A 22,438-nucleotide genomic window follows, 5' to 3' on the forward strand; every position below is an offset into this window, starting at 1 on the left:
ATTGGGTAGGTGCCTAAGAGGAGATGCCCACGGCCGATACCAGCAGATACAGCGCCGTCCCCCAGATAAAGACGGCAGAGCACTTGTTGAACAGTACAAATACGCTGTAAGGGAGATTCATCTTCTTGAACGCAGCCCCCGTCATAATGAGTCCAAGAAACCAGAGCCAGGAGACGGCTATGCATGCCAGCATAAAGGACACTTGGGCCTGACCGCTGTATTGGACTGCGCTTGTTCCGATGACGCCAACCGTATCCAGCAGTGCATGCGGATTCAAGATCGAGACGGAGCAGGCAAATAAAATCTGCTTCTTTAGCGGCAGCGCCTCTTTATCATCCAGACCTGTCACCGCATTCGAGCTCCAAATCATTGTCCCCATATAGAGCAGAAATATAATTCCGCCGATAAGCAGCATAAGCCTGAGCCACTCAAACTGCATCACTACAAGAGACAGTCCCATAACAGACAGGACAATTAATACCGTATCACAGACCGCTGCGGCTATCATCGCCGGGAATGCCTTGATCAGCTTGGGTTGCGTGATGCCTTGCGAGAATACAAACACATTTTGCACACCTAAAGGTAAAATCAGCCCCAGCGCTAAAATAATGCCATGGAATACTGGTTCCATACCTTCAACTCCTTCCTTCTCTATCATAGTCATGATATAAATAGAGAACAGGTCCAATTGGATGGGTAATTACCCAGCCAATTATGCAAGGAGGGATCGCTATGAGCTGGCAGCCTGACCGCTCGCTGCATCTAAGCTTAGCTGCTCAAATCAAGGATTGGATGATTGGACAAATTCAAAGCGGGGAATGGCCGGCGGGAACCAGGCTGCCTCCGCAGCGCAAGCTGGCGCTATCGTTAGGCGTCAATCGCAGTACACTTCAAGAAGCGGTTGACGAGTTGAAGGCGGACGGATTGCTGAGTTCCCGGACAGGATCGGCTACCTTCGTCGCGAACGATTCCTGGCATCTTCTCGTCAAGCAAAGGCTGCCGAATTGGCAGCAATATATCGAAGCAAGCATTCATAAATCCAATTACCAGACCATCCAGCTGATCAATGAATTCGAGCAGGACGCTTCCGTAATTCGATTAGGAACAGGCGAGCTGAGTCCTTCCCTGCTCCCGGTTAACGAGATTCAAGCCTCGCTCGGCTCGTTGCCTCTGGACGGAAAGACACTCGGATATTCTTCTCCTCAAGGCAGTGAGACTTTGAGACAAGCCATCTGCGACTATGTGAAAAAGAGAGGGATCACTACCACGCCCGAAAATATTTGCGTTGTCTCGGGAGGGCTTCAAGCCTTGCAGCTGATTGCGCTTGGCCTGCTGGAGCCCGGATCGCTAGTCCTTCAACACGAATATTCTTATTTGAATTCCGTGCGGCCCTTTCAATCCTTCGGCATGAATTTGCACGGACTTTCAGCTGATCAATACACAGCCGAGCATATCCGGAAGGTTCGCGGACGCAGACAAGCCATCCTTTATACGATTCCGACCCTCCATAATCCTACAGGGGAATGTATGACCTGGGAGGATAAGAACGCTCTGTACCAGTTATGTGCAGCAGAAAAGCTCCCCGTCATCGAGGATGACGTCTATTTCGAGCTGAGCTTCGAGCCTGCGGCTCCCGCTATGAAATCCCTCGACCACTCCGGGCAGGTGATCTATATCGGCAGCGTGTCCAAGACGCTCAGTCCCGGGCTGCGAATTGGCTGGGTCATCGCCTCGGCGCCGGTCATTCAGCGGATCTCGGACATTAAAATGCAGATGGACTACGGCTCAAGCGCCCTTTCCCAGCTCGTTGTCGAGCACTGGCTGCGCACGGGCTTATATGAAAATCACGTGCGGCGATTAAGAGCTGAGCTGCAGTCGCGTGCAGAGCTTATGGAGATTTTGCTAAAGCAATATTTTGAGAGCAAAGCTTCCTGGGAAAGTCCGCAGGGAGGATTCTACATCTGGTTGAGATTTCATGAACCTGTCATTACGAAGGAACTGTTCATGCGGCTTCTGAAGAAGAAGGTGCTTATTCATCCCGGCTATATTTACGGAGCACAGGATGCACATCATCTTCGGCTATCCTTTGCCTACAGCTCGGAGGAGGAGTTAAGGAAGGGGATGGAGATGCTGTATCGCGAGATTTGATTCTAGTGAAAAGGGTGTCCCTCACCATCGACGATGGATCCAGGACACCCTTAGGCTATCTGCAGCATTGCGGCTTCTGCTATATTCGATTCACACGTTGCCCCGGCACATACAATCATCAATTTAACTTAGTCGAAGCCATTAATTCACATACTTCTCCAATGTGCGCCGCACGGCCCCGGGGCCTGACAGCATTTCATGGAACATCGCTTCAATCTTCTCGCCAAGGCCAATTTCATATAATTGCACACCGAATAGCCGGGCATCTTCTAGAATATGGCGAACCCCTGGGGCATGCGAATCTCCCAGACGAACGCCGTGCAGATGATCTTGCAGAGATTCAAGCAGCGGATCCGGACTAAGCGCAAACGGCTGCCCCTCATCATCCACCCCGAGCAAATAACGGCACCAGGCAGCAATTGCCAGCGGAATAGCCGTTAAACCGGCAGGGTTCAGGTCCGCTCTTCGCACATAAGCCTTGATGGTCTCCCCGAAGCGGATACCTACCTTTTGCGAGGTGTCCGTGGCAATCCGCTGGGGCGTATCCGGAATGTACGGATTCGCGAACCGCTCCTGCAATACCTCATCAAGAAATGTCCTTGGATTAATAATGCCGGGGTCTACCACGACCGGCAGCCCTTCCTCGTAGCCGATGATTTCAACGAACCGCCGCAGCACGGGGTCCTTCATCTCATCCGCAATCAACGTATAGCCGAGCAGACAGCCCGTAACGGCAAGCGTGGTATGCAGCGGATTGAGGCATGTGGTCACTTTCATCGTCTCGATCTTGTTAACGGTGTCCCGGTCCGTAAAAATCACTCCGGCTTCCTCCAGGGGCGGACGTCCATTCGTAAATTTATCTTCAATAACCAAGTACTCGCTCACTTCGGCATTTACGAATGGCGCTGTATACGTATGCTTGGACGTCACCGTAAGCTCCATATCAGCCAGGCCGGATTCGCTCAGTATCGCCTGAACCTTCTCCGAAGGACGCGGCGTAATCTTGTCGATCATGGACAGCGGAAACGTAATTTTTGCTTCATCCTGAAGATAGTCGACAAACCCGGCTTCCACCAGTCCCCTTGCGGCCCAGGCTTGAGCCATAGCCACCACGCTGTTCTTCAGCTTGTCCCCGTTATGGGAGCAGTTGTCCATGCTGACGAAGGTTAATGGATACTGTCCCTTCAAGTAACGGCGATAAGCAAGCGAAGCGGCAATGCCCATGGCATGGACAGGCTGCTCAGGGCCATTCTTGAAGTCCTCCTTGACCCTATCGAGGTAATCGCCGTCAGGTCCGGTCAAGGCATACCCCTTCTCTGTAATCGTAAAGCTGACCATCTGCAGGCTCGGGTTCTCGAAGATCTCAATCAGCCGGCGATCATCCTCCGGCCGTGCTTTATTCGCTACAAGCGCTTCCGCGACGCTTCCAACCACACTTTTCCGGAACTCGCCCTTCGCATTCATCAGAACCAGCAGCGTCAGATTGTCATACAGCTTGTTAAGCTTATCGGCCTTTTCAAAGTCGTAAGTCTTTACCGTAATAATCCCGGTATCCGCCCGTCCGGTATTCAGCAGCTTCTGATGGGCATTGGCTACAAAGGCACGAAAAATATTGCCCGCACCGAAATGCACCCATTGCGGCTTAGCCCGCGTCCGATCCGCGACGGCCTCAAGATCAAATTGCGGCAATTCGATGCCGGCTGCCTCCCAAGCTGCCCTGTCCGCAAGCCCTGTCCGGTTGAGTTGCAGCATTTACTCCACCCCTTTGGAGGTCACATTGTCCAGGCTATCCCAAACGCCAAGCAAATACATAATCCCTAAAGCCCGGTCATACAACCCGTAGCCAGGACGGCAATTCTTCTCCTCGCCCCACAGATGACGACCGTGATCCGGACGGACATATCCTTTAAATCCATTCTCGTGGTAGGCTCTGACAACTTCGGCTATATCCACACTGCCGTCCTTTCCCCGATGCGAAACCTCGATGAAATCTCCGTTATCGAATACCTTCACATTGCGGATGTGGGCAAAATGAATTCGATCATGGAATTCGCGAATCATGGCCGGGAGATCATTCTCCGGATTCGTGCCGAGCGAGCCTGTGCAAAAGGTCAGACCATTATAGGGACTGTCCACCATATCCAGCATGCGGCGGATGGTATCCCGGCTGCGGATAATCCGCGGCAAACCGAAAATCGGCCAAGCCGGATCATCCGGATGAATCGCCATCTTAATATCTACTTCCTCGCAAACAGGAATAATCCGTTCCAGGAAATATTTCAGATTATCGAAGAGCTTCTCTTCCGTCACATCCGCATAAGCAGCAAATAGTTCATCCAGCTTCGCCAACCGCTCCGGCTCCCACCCCGGCATGGTGAAGCTGCCCGCACCTTGAAGAATTCTGTCGACCATCTGGCGAGGATTCTCTGAAATAGCAGCCTTTTCATAGAACAGAGCGTTGGATCCGTCCGGCAGCTCCTTATAAAGCTCTGTTCTCGTCCAGTCAAATACAGGCATAAAGTTATAGCAGATCACCTTGACGCCTACCGTCGCCAGCTTGCGGATGGTGTCAATATAAATATCGATATATTTATCGCGGGAAGGCAGCCCGATTTTAATATCATCATGAACGTTGACGCTCTCCACGACCGCGGTGCTGAAGCCTTTGCCGGTAATCTGATCAGCGACTTCCCGGATTCGCTCCATCTCCCATACTTCACCGGCGACTTTTTCGTGCAAGGACCATACAATCCCGGTCACCCCTGGAATTTGCCGAATGTGATCCAGCGTAATGTTGTCATTATCTTGTCCATACCATCTCCAAGTCATGTTCATACCGGAGCCCTCCCAAAGTGAATTTGATTATCTTGTATACAAGTTTTTCTTGATCATATGGCAGTTCCATTCATTTGTCAATTGCATAAATTAACACTTATTTTCAGCGATTTAAGCTAACATCGGTTTAGAGGCTTTGCTCAAACTGAAAGTAGTTGTATACTAGTATTCAATTCAATCCATACAAAGGTAGGAGCGGAATGTATACGAAGGAAGAAATCCTGAAGCAGCTAAAGAACGATATTCTGTCGCTAAAAATAAAACCCGGTGCAATCCTGAGTGAAACCGTCTTGGCGGAGCAGTTCCAGCTATCAAGAACACCGCTGCGCGATGTGCTGAAGCAATTGTCGCTGGAATCCTATATTGATGTCTATGCCAAGAGGGGAAACTTTGTCTCTTATATTGATCTGGAATCCGTCGAGCAGATGATTTACTTGCGAAGCGCGCTGGAAAAGGAAATCATGAAGGACTTATGCTCCCAGCTCTCGCTTAAGGACCTCCAGGAATTGAAGAAGATTCTGGACAAGCAGAAGGCATGCGCCAAGGATGAAGAGAAGATTGACCTCTTTCTGGCTCTGGACGATCAATTTCACAGCTCTATGTTCCGATTGGCGGGCCGAGAGTTTCTATGGGATTTAATCCAGCAGTCCAACGTGCATTATGTCCGGTATCGCAAGCTGCACATGCTGGAAAGAGGGAAGCTGCTACAGATTTGGGGCGAGCATCAATTCATGCTGGAGCATATTGCGAACAAAAATACAGAGGAGATCGACGCCCTGGTGCGGCATCACCTTAGAGATGATATGAATTCCCTGGAGTTTCTCGACAGGTACTCGGATTACATCAAGAAATAACAACCACAATGCTAACTCGATATGCCAAACCCGACTAAAAAACCGGGCAATTCAGCACGTTCTCCTGAATTGTCCGGTTCCGTATTTAAGCAAGCTTCGTTACAAACGCTTCATAAGGCTGCAACCGCAGCTGTTGAAAATCTGCGGCATCTCGCGCATAGTTGCCGATAATGAATTCACTGACCGAGCCGATCTCCGGCATTTCCAGCGTGAGCGGTGCGGGACTAAAGTTAGCGGTAACCAGCCAGGTCTCGCCTTTATAGCGGCGGAAGTACATGAACACTTCCTCGGGAACGTCCTTCACCAGTTCAAATTCACCCCATACCACGATCGGGTTATTTTTCCGCAGCTCAATCAATTTACGGTAACAATGAAAGACTGAATCCGGGTCCGCAAGATTCGCTTCCACATTGATCTCCGCATAATTGGGATTCACGTGCAGCCAAGGCTGTCCGCTGGTAAATCCGGCGTTCGGCGTCGCATCCCACTGCATCGGGGTTCGCGCATTATCTCTCCCCTTGGTATTAATCGAAGCGATAATGTCCTCCTTGGCATAGCCTTGGGCAAGACGCTCATGATACATATTGACCGTCTCAATGTCCTGCGCCTCGCTGATATCTTTAATCGGATAATTCGTCATACCGATCTCTTCGCCCTGATAAATATAAGGCGTGCCCTTCATCAAATGCAGCAGAATCGCGAACATCTTCGCGCTCTCTACCCGGTATTTGCCGTCATCGCCCCACCGGGATACGATTCTCGGCAGATCATGGTTGTTCCAGAACAGGCTGTTCCAGCCTTCGTTCCCGAGCTCAACCTGCCACTTGGCCAGCACCTGCTTCAATTCGTTGACGGACAGAGGCTTCAAGTCCCACTTGTCCTTTCCTTCCTGCTGATCCAGGCCGATATGCTCGAACTGGAACACCATCGACAGCTCCTTCCGATCCGGATTGGAGTAGAGCTTCGCCACCTCCGGCGTTGCTCCCCAGGTCTCTCCGACCGTCAGGACATCATGCTTGCCGAACGTCTCCCGATGCATCTCCTGCAGGTATTCATGAAGCTTCGGCCCATTTCCTGTAATCTCCTGATCGGGGATCTTGCCGACCAGATCGATGACATCCATGCGGAAGCCGCCGACGCCTTTATCCAGCCAGAAATTCATCATGTCCCAGACCTCTTGCCGAACCTTGGGGTTCTCCCAGTTCAGGTCGGGCTGCCTGCGGCTGAATAAATGCAGGAAATATTGGCCGCTCGCTTCATCGAACTCCCAGGCCGAGCCGCTGAACGAAGAGCGCAGCGAATTGGGAACCCCGCCGTTTACCGGATCGCGCCAAATATAGTAGTCTCGGTACGGATTGTCCTTTCCTTGACGGGCCTCGATGAACCAGGGATGCTCATCCGAGGTATGGTTCACGACCAGGTCCATGATGATCCGGATGTTCCGAAGCTTGGCCTTTTCAATGAGCTCGTCCATGTCGGCCATCGTTCCGAATTCGGTCATAATATCCCGGTAATCGCTAATATCGTAGCCGTTATCGTCGTTGGGCGACTTGTATACCGGACTGAGCCATATCGCCGTAATGCCAAGCTGCTCCAAATAGTCCAATCGGTTAATCATTCCCCGAAGATCGCCGATGCCGTCACCATCGCTATCTTGAAAGCTCCGGGGATAAACCTGATAGATGACGGCGGTCTGCCACCATTTCGTATTGTTCATAGCTATCACTCCTATTCGCTATATTTTACTACGACCATGGATTAGATTTCCAGTCAAGGCAAAAGGGGCTACCGCGAGGCAGCCCCTAACAAGGTTTATTCATTGTACCGCAGCAATTCCATGACTTGGATCATTCAGATGTATAAAATACACCTATCTCTCATGATCTCAATAAAACTCGCAACATAGCTGCATAAGGACAACTAAACTCCCAGCACTAACAACAATCATGTGCAATCGCGCTACTCCTTAACGCCCCCAAGCGCAACGCCTGCAATGATATACCGGGACAGCAGGAAATAAACCACGAACAGCGGCAAGGCCGTCAGGGCCAGCCCCATGTAGATCGAGCCGAACTCCGTCTTGTAGATATCGCCGCGCAGCAAGCTTACCATGATCGGCATGGTGTATTTTTCCTTCTGGGTGAGGAGAATCAATGGCATGAACAGGTTGTTCCAGTTCGCTACAAAAGCAAAGATCGCCTGCGTTGCAACCGCCGGCGTCATCAATGGCAGGATGATCCGGTTAAACGTCTTGAACTCGCTGGAGCCGTCCACCCGGGATGCCTCCACGATCTCCAATGACAGTGTAGCCAGCAGGTATTGCCGCATGAAGAACACAACCGCCGGCGCCGCAATGGCGGGCAGAATCAGCGGAAGGAAGCTGTTCGTCCAGCCCAGTTTGTACATGAATTGATAGAAGCCGATCGCGCTTGCCTGAGAAGGAATCATCATGACGCACATGATGAACGTAAAGAACGGCTTGCGCAGCTTCCAGTCATAGGTCACCAATCCGTAAGCCGCCAGTGACGAGAAATATACCGTCAGAATGGTTGCCGAACCCGAGATAATGAAGGAATTCATAAAGCCTTGAATCGGATCGAAGCTCTTATCAAGCAATACTTGAAGGTTATTCATAAAATGGGTCGAAGGCAGCAGGGAGAGTCCGCTCTGGATTTCAGCCGTGGAACGCGTAGCGTTGACGAACATAATCCAGAAAGGAAGAATACTGAGGAGCGACAACAGGATACAGATGATATAGATGATCGTCCGGCTGAATTTCAGACCGAAGGCTCCTTCGCTTTTCAGTTGTTTATCCATGTGTTACACCTCTCTCTCTACTGCTGTTGCTTTGAGCGATTTTTTGTACAGTTTCTCCGCCTTCTTCACTTGCGCCGCATCGCGGTCCCGCATCACGTAAAACAGAACAGCGGACAGCGCTGCAGCAATCAGGAACAGGATCATACTTGCCGCTGCTGCGCGGTTGTACAGGTAACTTCCCTTGAAGGCCTGCCCGTAGATGAACATCGACGTTGTCAATGTGGCGTCATCCGGTCCACCCAGAAGGAACAGCTGCGGAATATCGAACATGGTCAGACCGCCGATCATCGACGTAATCAGGGTGAACAGCAGAATCGTGCGGAGACTCGGCAAGGTAATCCGGAAGAAGGTCTGCCACCCGTTAGCTCCGTCAATCGCTGCGGATTCGAAAAGTGCCGGGTTAATTCCCATCACGCCTGCAACGAGAATGATCATGGTATTGCCGTACCACATCCAGAACTGGATGAACGCCACAATTCCCCGTGCGGTCGTCTTATCCTGGAGGAAGAAGATCGGTGCGTCAGACAAGCCCAGCATTTGAACTAAGCTGTTGATCGGCCCCATCGGATAGGCGAACATCGTGCTGAACAGAATGGCGATTGTACTGGCCGTAATAATGTTCGGCATATATAGCAGTACCTTAAACGCGCCTTGCCCCTTGATATTGAGCCGCTTATTCGTGAACCATGCCGTAAGCAGCAGCGCGAGTGTAATCTGAGGAACGAAGTTGACAATCCAGAGAAGCCCCGTGTTTAACAGGGATTTTTTAAAGGACGCATTTTCAAAGATAAGATCCTTGAAATTTTGAAACGGGTTATCCAGAATATGAATCGGCTTTGGAATTAGTCCCTTCATATCGGTAAACCCGATGACTGCGGTATATAGGATTGGGTATAACGAAAAAATCAAAAATGCCAAGACGAACGGAAAGGTAAAAATATAGCCGTACTTCGAGTAGTTCACACCTTTGCGGCGCATGCTCTCACCCCAATTGTTGATATGAAGAGGCGGGGTAGCTCCCCCCGCCCCTTCTATTCCTAATTATTCGCTGTCGATATCAAGCTGGTCCTTAACCTGCTGCTTGAAGGTGGCGATCGCATCGTCGCGGCTCTTGTTGCCTGCAGTGTACTCGCGTACTTGATCCCGCCACAATCTGTTGATCGTCTCATCATATTGCGTCAGGTTCTTACCGGAAGCGTTCGCATTGGCCGGTACGAAAACGTCAAACATGTTTTGTCCGCCGAGCAGCGGAACCTCACCATTGGAATTGCTCATCACTACGGAGGAGGCAACGCTGTCCTTCGTGCCTTGCTCGCCATCCTTCATCGTACCGTTTGCCCAGAAATACTGAAGGCCGGTCTCGGAGGAATCAAGCGTTACCCAGTTGATGAAATCGGCAACCGCCTGCTTCTTGGCTTCGTCCTTCGTCACGTCTTTGTGAGCGAGGAGCCAGGTACCGCCCCAGAAGAAGCCTGTCGGCGACTCGGTAACAGCCCAGTCACCGTCCGTGTCTTTCACTTGGCCGTTCATAACATAGTTAATCAGCCATGCCGGACCGAAGAATCCGAAGATCGGCTGGGCGCCGGAGCCGGACATATCCGCATACCAGGCTTCCGTCCAGTCTTGCGTATCATTGTGGTATCCGTTATCCTTCAGCTTCTTGGAGAGATCAAGGAACTCTTCGCGTTTCGGATCAATATGAAGCTTGCCATCAACGATCCAGCCCTTTTCCGAACTGTTCTCGATAGCATGCCAGATATCGCCGTCACCGGATACAATGCCGTAGCCTTTGGCTTTGAGCTTGGCGGCTGCTGCGTAGAATTTATCCCAGCCTGGGCCAACCTCGCTCTTCACCGTTGCCGGATCGTCCGTACCGAACACATCCTTGGCAATCGAGCGGCGATAGATAAAGGCTCCGCCAGTAGCCTGGTAGCCAAGAGCCTTTAATTGACCGTCTTTGCTGCCGATATCCACGGAATACTGTGCGATGCCTGCATCCTTCACTTTTTGGTCATCCAGACTAAGGTCCGCATAGTTCGCGGCATAGTCGGATGCATCGCCCTGGGTATATTTCAGGACGAACGCGGCTTCAGCTGCGTAAATGTCCGGAGCATCCTTGCCGCCGGCAGCAAGCGCCTGGTCAAGCGCCGGCTGATAAGCACCGTCCGTTGTTGCAATGATCGTAGTCTTGAACTCTACATTCGCTTCCGGATGGACCTCCAAATATTTTGTCGTCATGTTCGGAATTTCGTCCGTAAAGCTCCAGAGATTAATGGTAACCTTCTCGCCGCTCGTGTTGGACGGCGTCTCGGCCGCGTTGTTCGTCGATGGGGCTGGAGTGGAATTCGGGCTGGACGCATTGTTGGAGTTCCCTCCGCACGCCGCAAGCACCGATGTCATCATGAGGATTGCTGAAATTCCGGCTAATACACGTTTCATACTTTTCATACTTTGCCTCCCCCTATTTATTGAATCCTCGGTTTTTTGTAACCGCATACATATTATAAGTCCGGTAATATGCAGGCATAAGGAGACAGGTATTGGATATAATTCTACTTTTATTAGATTGTGAGCGGGGCAAAGATTTTAATGCTGAATGTCACTATAATTGCTGATGGGAGGGCTCGCGCGGAGATTATAATGCAGAATGTCACTATAATTGCTGATGGAGGGCTCGTGCGGCGATTTTAATGCAGAATGTCACTATAATTGCTGATGTGGGGGCTCGTGCGGCGATTTTAATGCAGAATGTCACTATAATTGCCGATGGGAGGGCTCGCGCGGCGATTTTAATGCAGAATGTCACTAAAATTGCTGATGGGGGGGCTCGCGCGGAGATTATAATGCAGAATGTCACTATAATTGCTGATGGGGGGCTCGTGCGGTGATTATAATGCAGAATGTCACTATAATTGCTGATGGGAGGGCTCGTGCGCCGATTTTAATGCAGAATATCACTATAATTGCCGATGGGGGGCTCGCGCGGAGATTATAATGCAGAATGTCACTATAATTGCTGATGGGAGGGCTCGTGCGGCGATTTTAATGCAGGATGTCACTAAAATTGCCGATGGGAGGGCTCGTGCGGCGATTTTAATGCAGAATGTCACTATAATTGCCGATGTGGGTGACTAAAAAGCTTCGAGGCTTGCCAAAAGTAAGTTTGGAGGTCGGTTGGCTTTCCCTCGCTCATAATTTAATCAAAAAAGCCGCAGTGGACGCAAGAAACCAAGGGGACTAAGCATGAGAAATCCCCTTGGTTTCTATATGTTTATATGAATATCACTCTATTTTGTTATTAAGGGTGACTGAATTTTACTTTTGAGACACCCTCTTCTCGCTGAAAGAAGCTGCTCAATACATGAATCGTGACCTTGCTACAAAAACTCCAGCGTCATTTTGTACGTATAGATGCCTCTCTTAATTTTGTATTCGTCATGAATTGTCTTCGTCCAACCGTTATCCCCGCCCAGACCGGCATGCTTGTGATCGAGATTCAAGTACACCCTATCGGAGAGGCCCAACTCCTCCGCATAAGACGCACTGTCAATCTGATCTACACTGTGCCGATGAATATCGAAATGGAAATGACCCGCCGCGGCTACTTTAACCTTCCGGCCATCCAACGCGGATACATACAAATAACGCACATCTTCCTTGCCGCCGCATTCCACCGGAAGAATATAAGGAACATGCTGCTGCTCGACCTTGCTCTCATAAAGCCCGATCAGCGCTGACGTCTTGCGGTCCGCGTAGTTCTCCCACGGGCCGCGCCCATACCATTGAATCTGATTCCAGTCCTTTGAAAATGCGAAGCTCAGACCGATTCGCGGAATTGAATCGATCTTGGCATTATTCACCACGGTATTGGTAATCTCAATCCCTTTCCCGCCCACCGCATAGCTTGTTATTGCTTCAATGCAGCCATGGTAAAGACTGCGCACTTCGATAATTACGCAAGCGGATGCTGCATACACCCGGATATGCTGGATTTCTTTTTGCCGATGATGAAGCCCGATTGCTCTCCATTCATCTGCATAGTTGGGAGACTCCAGATGGATTCCGGCATCGATCCCTGTAGGTGGACGATAAAACTGATTGGCACCGCCCGTGAAGTAACTCCGCTTCTTATAACGCACTGCGGTGAATTCTGCCGAGTATTTCGAGAAGGCGACCTCCAGATGTTCATTGTGAATCAGCACTTGCTGCTCCGTCTCCTCATAGGTCAAGCTGCCCTGCTCAATCTCTCCGTTATGAAGACGCCGGACCGAATCCTTGATCTCAAACTGGCAGGCATAAATACGGGAGCCCCTATCCGCATAAAACGTGTCTTCGTCCAGGAACGCATAAAAGTTAAGAAATGCTTCCCCGTTCACTTTGGAGTCATCATAAGGCGGTTCAATCCATTCTGTTGTCCCGGGCGGCGTGTTGAATTTAGGGAAGAGCCCGCTATCAACAACCGCCCCGTCGCATACCAATTCCCAACGGATATTCAGATGCCTGAGGTCCCGATGCGTGTAATGGTTGAATAGCCGATACTTTTTTGTGCCTTGAGGATCATATGGCGACTCGAAATCATCGATCAGGAGCGGCGAATGCACATTCCTGATTTCATAAGCTGCAGGCTTCGGCGTCAAGTCCGGAAAAACAATGCCGTTCAGGCACATATCCAGCGCCGGGTCCACAATTTCTTCGCCAAAAGCTCCGCCATAGACATATTTCATGCTGCCGTCTTGAGCCGTTTTAACAAGTGCTTTGTCCTGAAAATCCCAAATAAATCCTCCCTGGAAGCGAGGAAACTTATGAATGAGATCCCAGAATTCCTTGAAGTTCCCGTTGCTGTTGCTCTTTGCATACGCGTATTCGCACATGATGAAGGGTCTCAAGTCCTCGCTGTTAGCCATGATATCCAGAATCCAATCCTTGGGAGGATACATCGGCGCGATGATATCCGAGACATTGGCCGGCGGATTTCCAGATTCATACTGGACGTATCGGGTCTTGTCATATTCCTTGATCCAGCCGTACATGGCCGCATGATTCGCCCCATATCCTGATTCATTGCCGAGGGACCACAAAATAATCGACGGATGATTCTTGTCCCGAAGCACCATCCGGGTCGCCCGCTCCATGTAAGCATGAGTCCACACCGGCGATTCGCTCAATTGACCGCCGATGCCATGGGTTTCGAGATTCGTCTCATCCACCAAATAGACACCCAGCTCGTCGCAGAGGTCGTACCATTCGATTGCATGAGGATAATGACTCGTTCGGACAGCATTGATATTCAGCGATTTCATCAGCTTGATCTGCTCGCGCATATAGTCGGTTGACACCGTACGTCCGGTTTCCGGGCAAAAAGCATGCAGGTTCACGCCCCGGATCAGGAGGCGCTTACCATTGATCTTGAGAACCCCGTTGTTGTCGATTTGAACCTCGCGGAAGCCAACATTTGCGCTCTCGATATCAACGATGTTGCCATCTGGGCCGATCATTTCCAGCACCAATTTATAAAGATAGGGCGTCTCGTCGCTCCACAAATGGGGCTTAGAAATAGCTTGCTGGACCTTCGCCACGTATTTCTCTTGCAGGTAGAATCCACAGTCTCCGAATTTCGGCGTTTCAAACTGCGTAACCAGTATGAAATCGGCGTCGTAAAGCGAGAGGCGCGCATATGCTTCCCCGTAGCGGTCCGCCTGGTTGTTAGGATAGACCTTTATAACTAATTCCGCATGCTCATAATTTCCCGAAAAAAGCGTCTCGATCTTGTAATCCTGGATGCGCATGCGCGGCTTGGCATAAATCGACACATCCCTAAAGATCCCGGACAGATGCCAGTAGTCCTGATCCTCCAGATACGTACCGGCTCCGAAGCGCATCACCTGGACAGCTACCCGGTTGTGTCCCTGTTGGAGGTAATCCGTAATTTCGAAGGCGGCATTCAGCTTGCTGTCCTGCGAAAAGCCTGCCCATTTCCCGTTAATCCACAGATAGAAGCAAGATTCCACGCCGCTGAAGTCTATAAAGACGTCACGGCCAATAAAGTCCTCGGGTAGGTCAAAGCTCCGGACATAGCATCCGGTAAGATTATCATCCTCTGGAACAAAGGGCGGATTCAGGACGAACTCATCCTTCTTTAGCCGGATTTCATGACGGGAGTTCTCCCCCTTCTTGCCGAAGGGATACAAAATATTCGTATAGACAGGTGTGCCATAGCCTGACAGCTCCCAATTTGACGGAACGGAAATCGAATCCCAACCGGACACGTCATACTCCGGACTATAGAATTCATCGGTTACCCGATCCGGAGAAGGGTACAGCTTAAACTTCCAGGATCCGTTCAAGCATTTTACGTATTTGGACTCTCTGCGATCCCCGCGCAAGGCCTGCTCGACGGACTCGTATACTCCATAAGGCTCGTGCATGGGCGTCCGGTTCACTTGCGTAATTTGCGGGTTCTCCCACTCTCGATTCAGCTTCATTTCCTGGAATCACACTCCTTGTTCTAATTGGTGTTGATTCAATGTCCCACACCCTAATAATATAAGGGTATACTGTGTCTTGAAATGTCAGTAATGGTATTTCATTTATCCATTTTGGTAGGAGTGATCCTCTGTGAATTACGAAGAGATCAAGGAGAACGATGTCGTCTACCGGTGCATCGGCGACAATTTTGATCAAGGCATTTTATCCTGCGGCTTTATGCGGAAAAGAACGGCGGAACGTTCCCAGTATGATTTCAAAATCGGGTACTACAGCTGTATTTTGATCCTGCAAGGAAGCGGACGTTACCTATCCGAGGACGGCACCGTGACGCCCATGCAAGCAGGCGATCTGGTTCAACGGTTTCCCGAACGCATGCACTCTACCGAAATCGAACCGGATGGAGCCTGGATTGAGTTCTACATCAGCATCGGGTATCCGGTGTATGACTACTTGACATCGTTGGGACTTCTCAGGACCGACAAAGAGGTGCAAGTGACGACACTGCATCCTAGCGAATTTGTTCATGAATTCGCGGGGTTGCTTGACTCCCTTAAGGAGGCGACCGAGGCAAGCCTGCCCTATCTTTTGATGAGTGCCCAGGAGCTACTGATCCGCCTGCATAACAGCGTCCAAAGCCCGCCAAGCGATCCCCATGAAGCGATAATAGCTAAGGCCTGTCAGCTCATCAGCGGGTCTACCGATATCCATTTTGAGATAAAGGAAGCAGCAGCTGCAGTAAATATGGGTTACGAAAATTTCAGGAAGCTGTTCAAGCGGATCACCGGGATCTCCCCCCAGCGCTACCACACCGGACAACTGATGAAGCAGGCCAAAATGATGCTGCTCTCCGGGCTCACCATTAAGCACGTTGCCTTAAGTCTCGGCTATGGCGATATTTATTCCTTTACGAAGCAATTCACGAAGTCGGAGGGGATGCCGCCGGGACGGTATGTGCGCAGCCGCCAGCGGGACAATACAAAACGGCCTTAGTCCAACATGAAGGACCAAGGCCGCTGTTCAAATAAATGATGCTGCTGTGCGAGCAATTGAAGCACCTATCCCATAGGCTGGCAATCAGCCTTTTACGGCGCCTTCAATCATCCCTGCGATTAATTGCTTCTGGAAGATCAGGACGATAATCAGCAGCGGTACGACACTGATCACCGAACCGGCCATAATCAGATGATATGGCGTATTGTTGCTATCCTCCAGCGCTTTAAGCGCAACGGACAAGGTCATGTTCTCCTGGGAACGGAGAATGACCGATGGCCACAGGAAGTTATTCCATTGCTTGACGAACAGGATAATCCCCAATCCGGCAAAGCCGGACTTCAGGTTAGGCAATACGATCCGCCGGAACAGCTTAAATTCGGTGCAGCCGTCCATGCGGGCCGCCTCCAGCATCTCTTCCGGAAGTGCCGAACAGTACTGGCGCATAAAGAAGATGCCAAATGCGTTCGCTAAATCCGGCAGGATGACGCCCCAAATATTATCAATCAGACCCATTCCTTTATATATGGAGAACAAAGGAACCATGGTCGCTTCATGCGGGATCATGAGGGAAGCCAGGACCATAATGAACAGGAAGTTCTTCCCCTTGAAATGATATTTGGCAAATGCGAAACCGGCCAAGCTGCAGAAAACGAGGGCAATTACCGTCGAAGTGGTTGCGAGCAAGAAGCTGTTCCAGGTAATGATGCCGAACTTGCGGTTAACAAATAGCTCTGTGAAGTTCTCCCAATGAAATACCTTGGGTACCCACATCGGCGGATTGACGAAAATCTCGCTGATATCCTTGAGCGAAGAGCTGAATAGCCAGAACAAGGGAAACATAGTCGCAAGAGAGACCAGGGTCATGATAATAAAGGTGGTTACGGACAGGATTCCGCGCTTCCCCTCGTGATGCTTCACACGCTGCAATTTCATCGCTTTTTCCATCTCACTCCCACCTCCTATTCCTTATCATCGAATACGCGCATCTGGATTAACGAGACTGTCATCATCAGAATAAAGAAGCAGACGGCAATCGACGACGCGTAACCGAAGTTAAAGTTTTGGAAGCTTTCCGTATACAGCATCAGAACGGGAGTTAAAGTAGAATTGAGCGGTCCGCCCTGTGTTAAAATGAACGGCTCCGTGAACAAGGAAAAGGTTCCAATGGTGGACAGTACCGTGCAGAACAACAGCATTTTTTTCACCAGCGGAATCGTTATGAAGAAGAAACTTTTAATCTTTGTCGCTCCATCCACGTAAGCCGCCTCGTAAAGATCCTTTGAAATATTTTGCAATCCCGTCATTAATAGCAGCATATTGTAGCCAAGCCAACGGTAGAGCACCATGATCGACACCGAGATTCTGGCCCACCACGGCGATTCAAGCCATGGAATCGGATTATCGATGAGTCCGATATTTCGAAGCACGCTGTTGAAAAGCCCATTTTGCGTATTCAATAACAGAACGAACACGAAGGATACCGCTACGACAGATACAAAGTTCGGAACAAACAAGGCCATCCGGAAAAAGCCTTTGCCTACCATCCAGTTGGAATTCAGCATCGATGCAAATATAAGTCCGAGGAACAGCATCAAGGGCACATACATTAAAAAGATGATCGAGCTGTTCCACAAGGATAACCAGAAATTTTTGTCCCCGAACAATTGGACATAATTCTCAAAGCCTATGAACGTCTTCTCGCCTGACCCATTCCAGTCCGTAAAGCTGATGTAGATGGAATAAAGAATGGGATAAAGGGAGAAGACGAAGAACAGGATGAAATAAGGCGAGATGTAAATATAGGGAGCTATTTTCAACTGCTTATTTAATCTGGATGTCATATCGTCCCCTCCAATCCTATCAGAAATATGCGCTATTCTCTTTTTGTTTTGCTGCGAAGCTCGTCCGCCATTTCCTTTAATGCCTGCTCAAGGCTTGAATTGTTAAGGAATACCTTGGCCCATACATCAGTCATCAGCTTGTTAGCCATTGGGAAATCGGAAGTATAGGCGAGCGGATAGGTATTTGCCAGGGACTCAGCATAAACCTTGCGGATCGCTTGGTTGTTAAAGTAGGTTGAAGGCTCATCAATAGCCGGGTTATTATCGATCATCATCGCCGGGAACAGGCCTGCATCGGACATCATTTTCACCTGGTTCTCTTCACTGCCCAGCATAAATTCGATGAACTGCCATGCTTCTTCCGGATGCTTGGAATTTTTGTTAATAGCCAGGTTGGAGCCGCCTTGGTTGGCGCCCGAATACTTGTCGTCCTTGGACCACTTCGGCATCATGGCTACGGACCATTTTCCGCTGTCGGACGGAGAATATTGATTTTCAATAATGGCGTCATGCCATGATCCGCCTACCACGGTTGCAACCTGTCCGTCACGGATTCCGTTGCCCCATTGGTCTGTATTGGCACGGGCATCGTACACGAGATTTTCCTGTTGCATCTTAATCAAGTAATCCGCGATTTCTTGAATTTCCGGGGAATCCACGGCTACCTTTCCTTGGTCGTCAAAATACCACAGCCCGCGCTGCCACATCATGGATTCAAATACCCGGTTGCTGGAGTTCGTTTTGGAGTCTCCGTACATGAATGCACCGGTCTTTTCCTTCACCAGCTTGGCAGCCTCGTAATAATCTTCCCAGGTCTGGATCGTCTGGGATACCTCAACCGGATCGGTTGGAAGTCCTGCTTGAGCAAACAAGTCATTCCGGTAAAACATGACGACCGGGCCGCTATCCCATGGCATAGCGTAGGTTTTGCCGTCCTTCGTCGCATCCTCCCACTTGTATGGGCTCATCTTGTCTTTGTAAGGCGCTACTTTATCCGTAATATCCAGCAAGGAATCAATCTGTACAATTTGCGCCAGGTTGGTGGATTCTACGGTAATGATATCCGGCACGGCATCTCCCGTGTTCGAGGTGATCAAGTATTTGGAATACAAATCCGTGGATTTCATATTCTGAAATTCAACCTCAATGTTCGGATATTTCGCCTGAAACGCTTCCATATTCAGGTCAAGTCCATCCTTGGCCGTTTCCCAGGTCCACACTACCAGCTTGACCTTCTCGTCGCCATTGCCTTGTCCCGCCGCCGAGGAATTGTTGTTCTTATTGCCTGAGCAAGCCGTAGCCAGCAAAGAAATCATTAAGCAAGCAATAAGCAAATAGGCTATACTTTTCTTTCTCATTATTAGTAACCCTCCTTAGATGTGTACCGCTTCTTTCACTAGTATCTTAAAATGTCTGAAAGGGCTTTCATACTGACATATGTTTTATATTAGTGTCCTCTTTTCCGATAAATAAAAAAATGCCCAAAAAGGCAGGGCATTGGAGTATTTTTGTTGGAATCCGGCGTCATTTTGTTTGAATTCTGTACTGGCCAGGCGTAAGCTCGGCTCTTTTCTTAAACCATTTGGAGAAATATTTGACGTCCTGAATGCCGACCTTCTCAGCCACTTCCTCTGTACGGATCGTAGTTGCGCTTAGCAGCTCCTTGGCCTTTTCCAGCCTGCGCTCAGAAATAAAGGAAATGATGCTGCTTCCTGTAGCCTCCTTAAAAATCGTGCTGAAATAGCTGCGGCTCACGCCGATTTGCGAGGCCACATCCGCCGCACGCAGGTCGTCCTGCAGATGTTGATCGATGTAATCGATCGCTCTAATAATGTCCTCCTTATGGGTATCCTGCAGCAGCACCAAGCTAGCTTCAATTCCCCATAACCGGAACAAGGCTTCGGCCTGACGGAGCCATTCGTCCTCACCGTTGATTACCGTGCTTTGTCTCCACGCCAGTCCGCTATGCTTCAGCTGCATCTCTACCAATGAGGATTGAACGAGCGATAAACAGGACTGATGCGCGACCACTATAGCAGTGCGGTCACCGATCTGCAAAAAATCGATTTGGCCAGCGCCAGCAGCCATAATATGTTTCCATGAATTTCGAAGGGATTGCATGCCTCCCCCTTCTTCTTCAGGAAAATACAAAAACAGGATATAGCACTTCTTGAGCATCCAATGCCATTCGGCTCTGAGCTTCTGGAGTAATTGTTGCTTGGCCGTGTAGTCGTTTTGATGCAGCCATGTGCCCAGTGCTTCCTCTCCGTCGCTTTTCATTTCTGAAGAAGGGGAATCTCCTGCCCATGCGGCAGTCTGGCGAGCGAGTACCCGTTGATCAAATTGCTGACGAATCCGCTCAAGAGCAAGCTCCATATGCTCATCATCCATGTCTGTCTTTACGATATAATCATGGACACCGATCTGAATTCCACTCTTCGCATACACGAAATCTCGATGGCAGCTTAATAATAGAATTGCCGTATCCGGCGCCTCTTCTTTAATTTTTTTGGCCAGTTCAATCCCATCCATCTCCGGCATAACAATATCCGTGATCACCAGTTGCGGACGGTACTCCACAAACTTCTGCCAGCCCACGCTGCCGTTAGGCGCATCGTCAACCACCACCATGCCATGCTTCTCCCAATCCGTTGTCATACGAAGACCTTTACGTACCAGCTGCTCGTCATCCACGATGAGCACTTGAATTAAAGATGCATGTCCACTGTTGTCTTTAACCATGATAAAGTCACCTTCGTTCCCTTATTTCTGTCAGATTCTATCGAGAGACCATAGCTATCGCCATAGTGCTGTTTAATTCGTTCATCCACATTCCTAAGGCCCAGTCCGCCTTGCTTGCCGGGAATCTTGCGGCCCGACGCTATATATGCCAAATGCTCCGGCTTCACGCCGATCCCGTCGTCCTCCAGCACCATATACAGCTTATTTTTCTCCGAATACACCTTCATCTTAATCCTTCCTTGTCCATCACGGAACCCGTGGAAGAAAATATTCTCAAGCAAAGGCTGAAACACCATACGCGGAATAAAACATTCCTCCAGCCCGGGCTCCACTTCCAAATCAAAAGTAAAGGCATCGTCATAGCGATATCGCTGAATTTCAATAAAATGATAGGCGATATCAAGCTCTTTTTCTAATGGAACCAGTGTCTGCTTAAAATTGAAGCTCCCCTCAAGCACCACAATCAAATGCTGCAGCATTTTATGGATTTCCGGCTGATGCGCCAGCTTGGCCTTCCATTGGATCGAATTTAGCGTATTGAACAATAAATGCGGATTAATCTGGTAATGAAGAATTTGTAATTCAGCCTCACTCTTAAGCTTTTCGGTACGAGTGATTTCATGCATCGAAGCAATAAGCCGTTCCGTCATTTTATTAAAGCTCTCGCTTAAAAAGCCCAGCTCATCCTTCGACATGACCGGAGTTCGGATCAATAGATCGCCTTCCCCGAATCTGCGCATGGAATGAGCTAATTTCTTGATTGGCATTGTAAAGCGGAATGAAAAAAAGCTCGCCATAGCGATACCTAGCAAAATAGCCAGGGCTGAAATAAGAATGGAATATTGTAAAATCACTGTGGAGGATTCATAAAAATCCGCATATTTGATTCTGGCTTCCACAATCCAATCTTCCATTTCCAAGGAACGGGACCAGACGATGTCATCATCGTGGTGATCATAGTCTGTCGAGGTCTGAAGCAGCGTTTGCCCTGACGGGTCCATGATCTGCAAATGGGAGCGGGTATCTTTTTCGAACGACTTAATGACCTCGATCACTGTATCCGCTTTCATATCGATTAATATTTTGCTGCCATGGGGTAAGCCGAATGCATTCTTTAAGGGCATCATCAGACTGATCACATATTCATCGTTCTGTACTGAATAATAATCTGGAATGTGGATGGACACGTGTCTTTGCTCATAGGCAGAGATGGTGGTCCAGAATGGCGAATTCGCCAGCTTCTCGCTGACGATCAGGTCGTTGCCTATGATTCTTCCGGAAGGAGTTACCACGGCCACTTTATACAGGTTATTGCCTAATGAGTTCAAGTAATTTTGAAAGTCCCGCTCTTCAACGAATCGGGTATAAGTTGCAGGCGGCTCATCCTCAATATAAATGGAGGAAGCTATTAGATACGTTAATATATTGCCGGTAATTTGATCCATCTGCCGAAGATCGTTATCGATATGAATTTTCAACTGCTCCACCGCGTACATTCCGTAACTGCCGAACTGCGTATTCACGACCTCGGAGGACTTATGAAACGAGAAGTAGCTTAGTGCTCCCACAGGCAATACGGCTGCGATGAAAAAGGCAAGCAGCAGCTTGGTACGCACGCTCCCGTTATTTCTAAGTAGCTGTAATCTTCTCCAAAAGTTCTTCATTCTTGTACCTTCTTGCTGCGAATAGAGCCGCCAATTTTTTTTAACCAGTATATCAAAA

At 49.5% G+C, this 22,438-nt stretch carries 16 protein-coding genes; 3 read left to right on the forward strand and 13 right to left on the reverse strand.

Annotated elements, in window-relative coordinates; genetic code table 11:
• Positions 1-13: 13 nt before the first annotated feature.
• Entirely contained in the window at positions 14-631 is a 618-nt protein-coding gene (locus TX85_RS23485; protein ID WP_044482339.1) for a LysE/ArgO family amino acid transporter, read from the reverse strand.
• A gap of 101 nt (positions 632-732) precedes the next feature.
• Here TX85_RS23485 and TX85_RS23490 point away from each other — a divergent pair, with 101 nt between their 5' ends.
• On the forward strand, positions 733-2,148 hold the full coding sequence (locus TX85_RS23490) for an aminotransferase-like domain-containing protein (RefSeq protein WP_044482340.1): 1,416 nt from the start codon (positions 733-735) through the stop codon (positions 2,146-2,148).
• A 141-nt stretch (positions 2,149-2,289) separates the two neighbouring features.
• Here the strand turns inward: TX85_RS23490 and TX85_RS23495 are convergent, their stop codons facing one another.
• Together TX85_RS23495 and uxuA are read right to left on the reverse strand one after the other, a co-directional pair.
• The gene (locus TX85_RS23495; RefSeq protein WP_044482341.1) at positions 2,290-3,900 is read right to left on the reverse strand and encodes a mannitol dehydrogenase family protein; all 1,611 of its coding nucleotides are present in this window, start codon (positions 3,898-3,900) and stop codon (positions 2,290-2,292) included.
• Positions 3,901-4,983, reverse strand: a complete 1,083-nt coding sequence (gene uxuA / locus TX85_RS23500) for a mannonate dehydratase (protein WP_044482342.1) — start codon at positions 4,981-4,983, stop codon at positions 3,901-3,903. It abuts the gene before it with no gap.
• A gap of 200 nt (positions 4,984-5,183) precedes the next feature.
• Between uxuA and TX85_RS23505 the strand changes: the two genes are divergently transcribed.
• On the forward strand, positions 5,184-5,837 hold the full coding sequence (locus tag TX85_RS23505; protein ID WP_044482344.1) for a GntR family transcriptional regulator: 654 nt from the start codon (positions 5,184-5,186) through the stop codon (positions 5,835-5,837).
• Between the two features lie 85 nt (positions 5,838-5,922).
• Here the strand turns inward: TX85_RS23505 and TX85_RS23510 are convergent, their stop codons facing one another.
• The 5 genes from TX85_RS23510 to TX85_RS23535 form a co-directional block, all read right to left on the reverse strand.
• The gene (locus tag TX85_RS23510) at positions 5,923-7,554 is read right to left on the reverse strand and encodes a glycoside hydrolase family 13 protein (RefSeq protein WP_044482346.1); all 1,632 of its coding nucleotides are present in this window, start codon (positions 7,552-7,554) and stop codon (positions 5,923-5,925) included.
• Between the two features lie 242 nt (positions 7,555-7,796).
• Complete coding sequence (locus TX85_RS23515; protein ID WP_044482347.1) at positions 7,797-8,654, reverse strand: carbohydrate ABC transporter permease; 858 nt, start codon at positions 8,652-8,654, stop codon at positions 7,797-7,799.
• A gap of 3 nt (positions 8,655-8,657) precedes the next feature.
• Positions 8,658-9,632, reverse strand: a complete 975-nt coding sequence (locus TX85_RS23520) for a carbohydrate ABC transporter permease (RefSeq protein WP_044482348.1) — start codon at positions 9,630-9,632, stop codon at positions 8,658-8,660.
• Positions 9,633-9,695: 63 nt separating this feature from the next.
• Positions 9,696-11,102, reverse strand: a complete 1,407-nt coding sequence (locus tag TX85_RS23525; protein ID WP_081671861.1) for an ABC transporter substrate-binding protein — start codon at positions 11,100-11,102, stop codon at positions 9,696-9,698.
• 929 nt (positions 11,103-12,031) lie between these two features.
• Positions 12,032-15,136 (reverse strand): glycoside hydrolase family 2 TIM barrel-domain containing protein, encoded by a 3,105-nt coding sequence (locus tag TX85_RS23535; protein ID WP_044482350.1) that lies wholly within the window; start codon positions 15,134-15,136, stop codon positions 12,032-12,034.
• Between the two features lie 133 nt (positions 15,137-15,269).
• Between TX85_RS23535 and TX85_RS23540 the strand changes: the two genes are divergently transcribed.
• On the forward strand, positions 15,270-16,130 hold the full coding sequence (locus TX85_RS23540) for a helix-turn-helix domain-containing protein (RefSeq protein WP_044482351.1): 861 nt from the start codon (positions 15,270-15,272) through the stop codon (positions 16,128-16,130).
• Positions 16,131-16,214: 84 nt separating this feature from the next.
• Here TX85_RS23540 and TX85_RS23545 read toward each other — a convergent pair whose 3' ends face one another.
• The 5 genes from TX85_RS23545 to TX85_RS23565 all read right to left on the reverse strand — a co-directional run bounded on the left by TX85_RS23545 (position 16,215) and on the right by TX85_RS23565 (position 22,380).
• Complete coding sequence (locus tag TX85_RS23545; protein ID WP_044482353.1) at positions 16,215-17,078, reverse strand: carbohydrate ABC transporter permease; 864 nt, start codon at positions 17,076-17,078, stop codon at positions 16,215-16,217.
• A gap of 14 nt (positions 17,079-17,092) precedes the next feature.
• Positions 17,093-17,974: a carbohydrate ABC transporter permease gene (locus TX85_RS23550; protein WP_044482354.1), complete on the reverse strand. Its 882-nt coding sequence runs from the start codon at positions 17,972-17,974 to the stop codon at positions 17,093-17,095.
• Between the two features lie 32 nt (positions 17,975-18,006).
• A complete protein-coding gene (locus TX85_RS23555; RefSeq protein WP_044482355.1) occupies positions 18,007-19,332 on the reverse strand; it encodes an ABC transporter substrate-binding protein in 1,326 nt (441 codons plus the stop codon).
• 166 nt (positions 19,333-19,498) lie between these two features.
• The gene (locus tag TX85_RS23560) at positions 19,499-20,716 is read right to left on the reverse strand and encodes a response regulator transcription factor (protein WP_044482356.1); all 1,218 of its coding nucleotides are present in this window, start codon (positions 20,714-20,716) and stop codon (positions 19,499-19,501) included.
• On the reverse strand, positions 20,683-22,380 hold the full coding sequence (locus tag TX85_RS23565) for a sensor histidine kinase (RefSeq protein WP_044482357.1): 1,698 nt from the start codon (positions 22,378-22,380) through the stop codon (positions 20,683-20,685). Before TX85_RS23565 ends, TX85_RS23560 begins: the two co-directional genes overlap by 34 nt.
• Positions 22,381-22,438 lie beyond the last annotated feature (58 nt).

Source organism: Paenibacillus antibioticophila (assembly GCF_000455265.1).
Lineage (GTDB): Bacteria > Bacillota > Bacilli > Paenibacillales > Paenibacillaceae > Fontibacillus > Fontibacillus antibioticophila.

Bases quoted from the DNA above. Each gene is read 5' to 3' on its own strand.
- TX85_RS23495 (WP_044482341.1), bottom strand. From the start codon at position 3,900: ATGCTGCAACTCAACCGGACAGGGCTTGCGGACAGGGCAGCTTGGGAG.
- TX85_RS23545 (WP_044482353.1), bottom strand. From the start codon at position 17,078: ATGGAAAAAGCGATGAAATTGCAGCGTGTGAAGCATCACGAGGGGAAG.
- TX85_RS23490 (WP_044482340.1), top strand. From the start codon at position 733: ATGAGCTGGCAGCCTGACCGCTCGCTGCATCTAAGCTTAGCTGCTCAA.
- TX85_RS23520 (WP_044482348.1), bottom strand. From the start codon at position 9,632: ATGCGCCGCAAAGGTGTGAACTACTCGAAGTACGGCTATATTTTTACC.
- TX85_RS23485 (WP_044482339.1), bottom strand. From the start codon at position 631: ATGGAACCAGTATTCCATGGCATTATTTTAGCGCTGGGGCTGATTTTA.
- uxuA (WP_044482342.1), bottom strand. From the start codon at position 4,983: ATGAACATGACTTGGAGATGGTATGGACAAGATAATGACAACATTACG.
- TX85_RS23525 (WP_081671861.1), bottom strand. From the start codon at position 11,102: ATGAAAAGTATGAAACGTGTATTAGCCGGAATTTCAGCAATCCTCATG.
- TX85_RS23555 (WP_044482355.1), bottom strand. From the start codon at position 19,332: ATGAGAAAGAAAAGTATAGCCTATTTGCTTATTGCTTGCTTAATGATT.
- TX85_RS23505 (WP_044482344.1), top strand. From the start codon at position 5,184: ATGTATACGAAGGAAGAAATCCTGAAGCAGCTAAAGAACGATATTCTG.
- TX85_RS23560 (WP_044482356.1), bottom strand. From the start codon at position 20,716: ATGGTTAAAGACAACAGTGGACATGCATCTTTAATTCAAGTGCTCATC.
- TX85_RS23510 (WP_044482346.1), bottom strand. From the start codon at position 7,554: ATGAACAATACGAAATGGTGGCAGACCGCCGTCATCTATCAGGTTTAT.
- TX85_RS23515 (WP_044482347.1), bottom strand. From the start codon at position 8,654: ATGGATAAACAACTGAAAAGCGAAGGAGCCTTCGGTCTGAAATTCAGC.
- TX85_RS23535 (WP_044482350.1), bottom strand. From the start codon at position 15,136: ATGAAGCTGAATCGAGAGTGGGAGAACCCGCAAATTACGCAAGTGAAC.
- TX85_RS23565 (WP_044482357.1), bottom strand. From the start codon at position 22,380: ATGAAGAACTTTTGGAGAAGATTACAGCTACTTAGAAATAACGGGAGC.
- TX85_RS23550 (WP_044482354.1), bottom strand. From the start codon at position 17,974: ATGACATCCAGATTAAATAAGCAGTTGAAAATAGCTCCCTATATTTAC.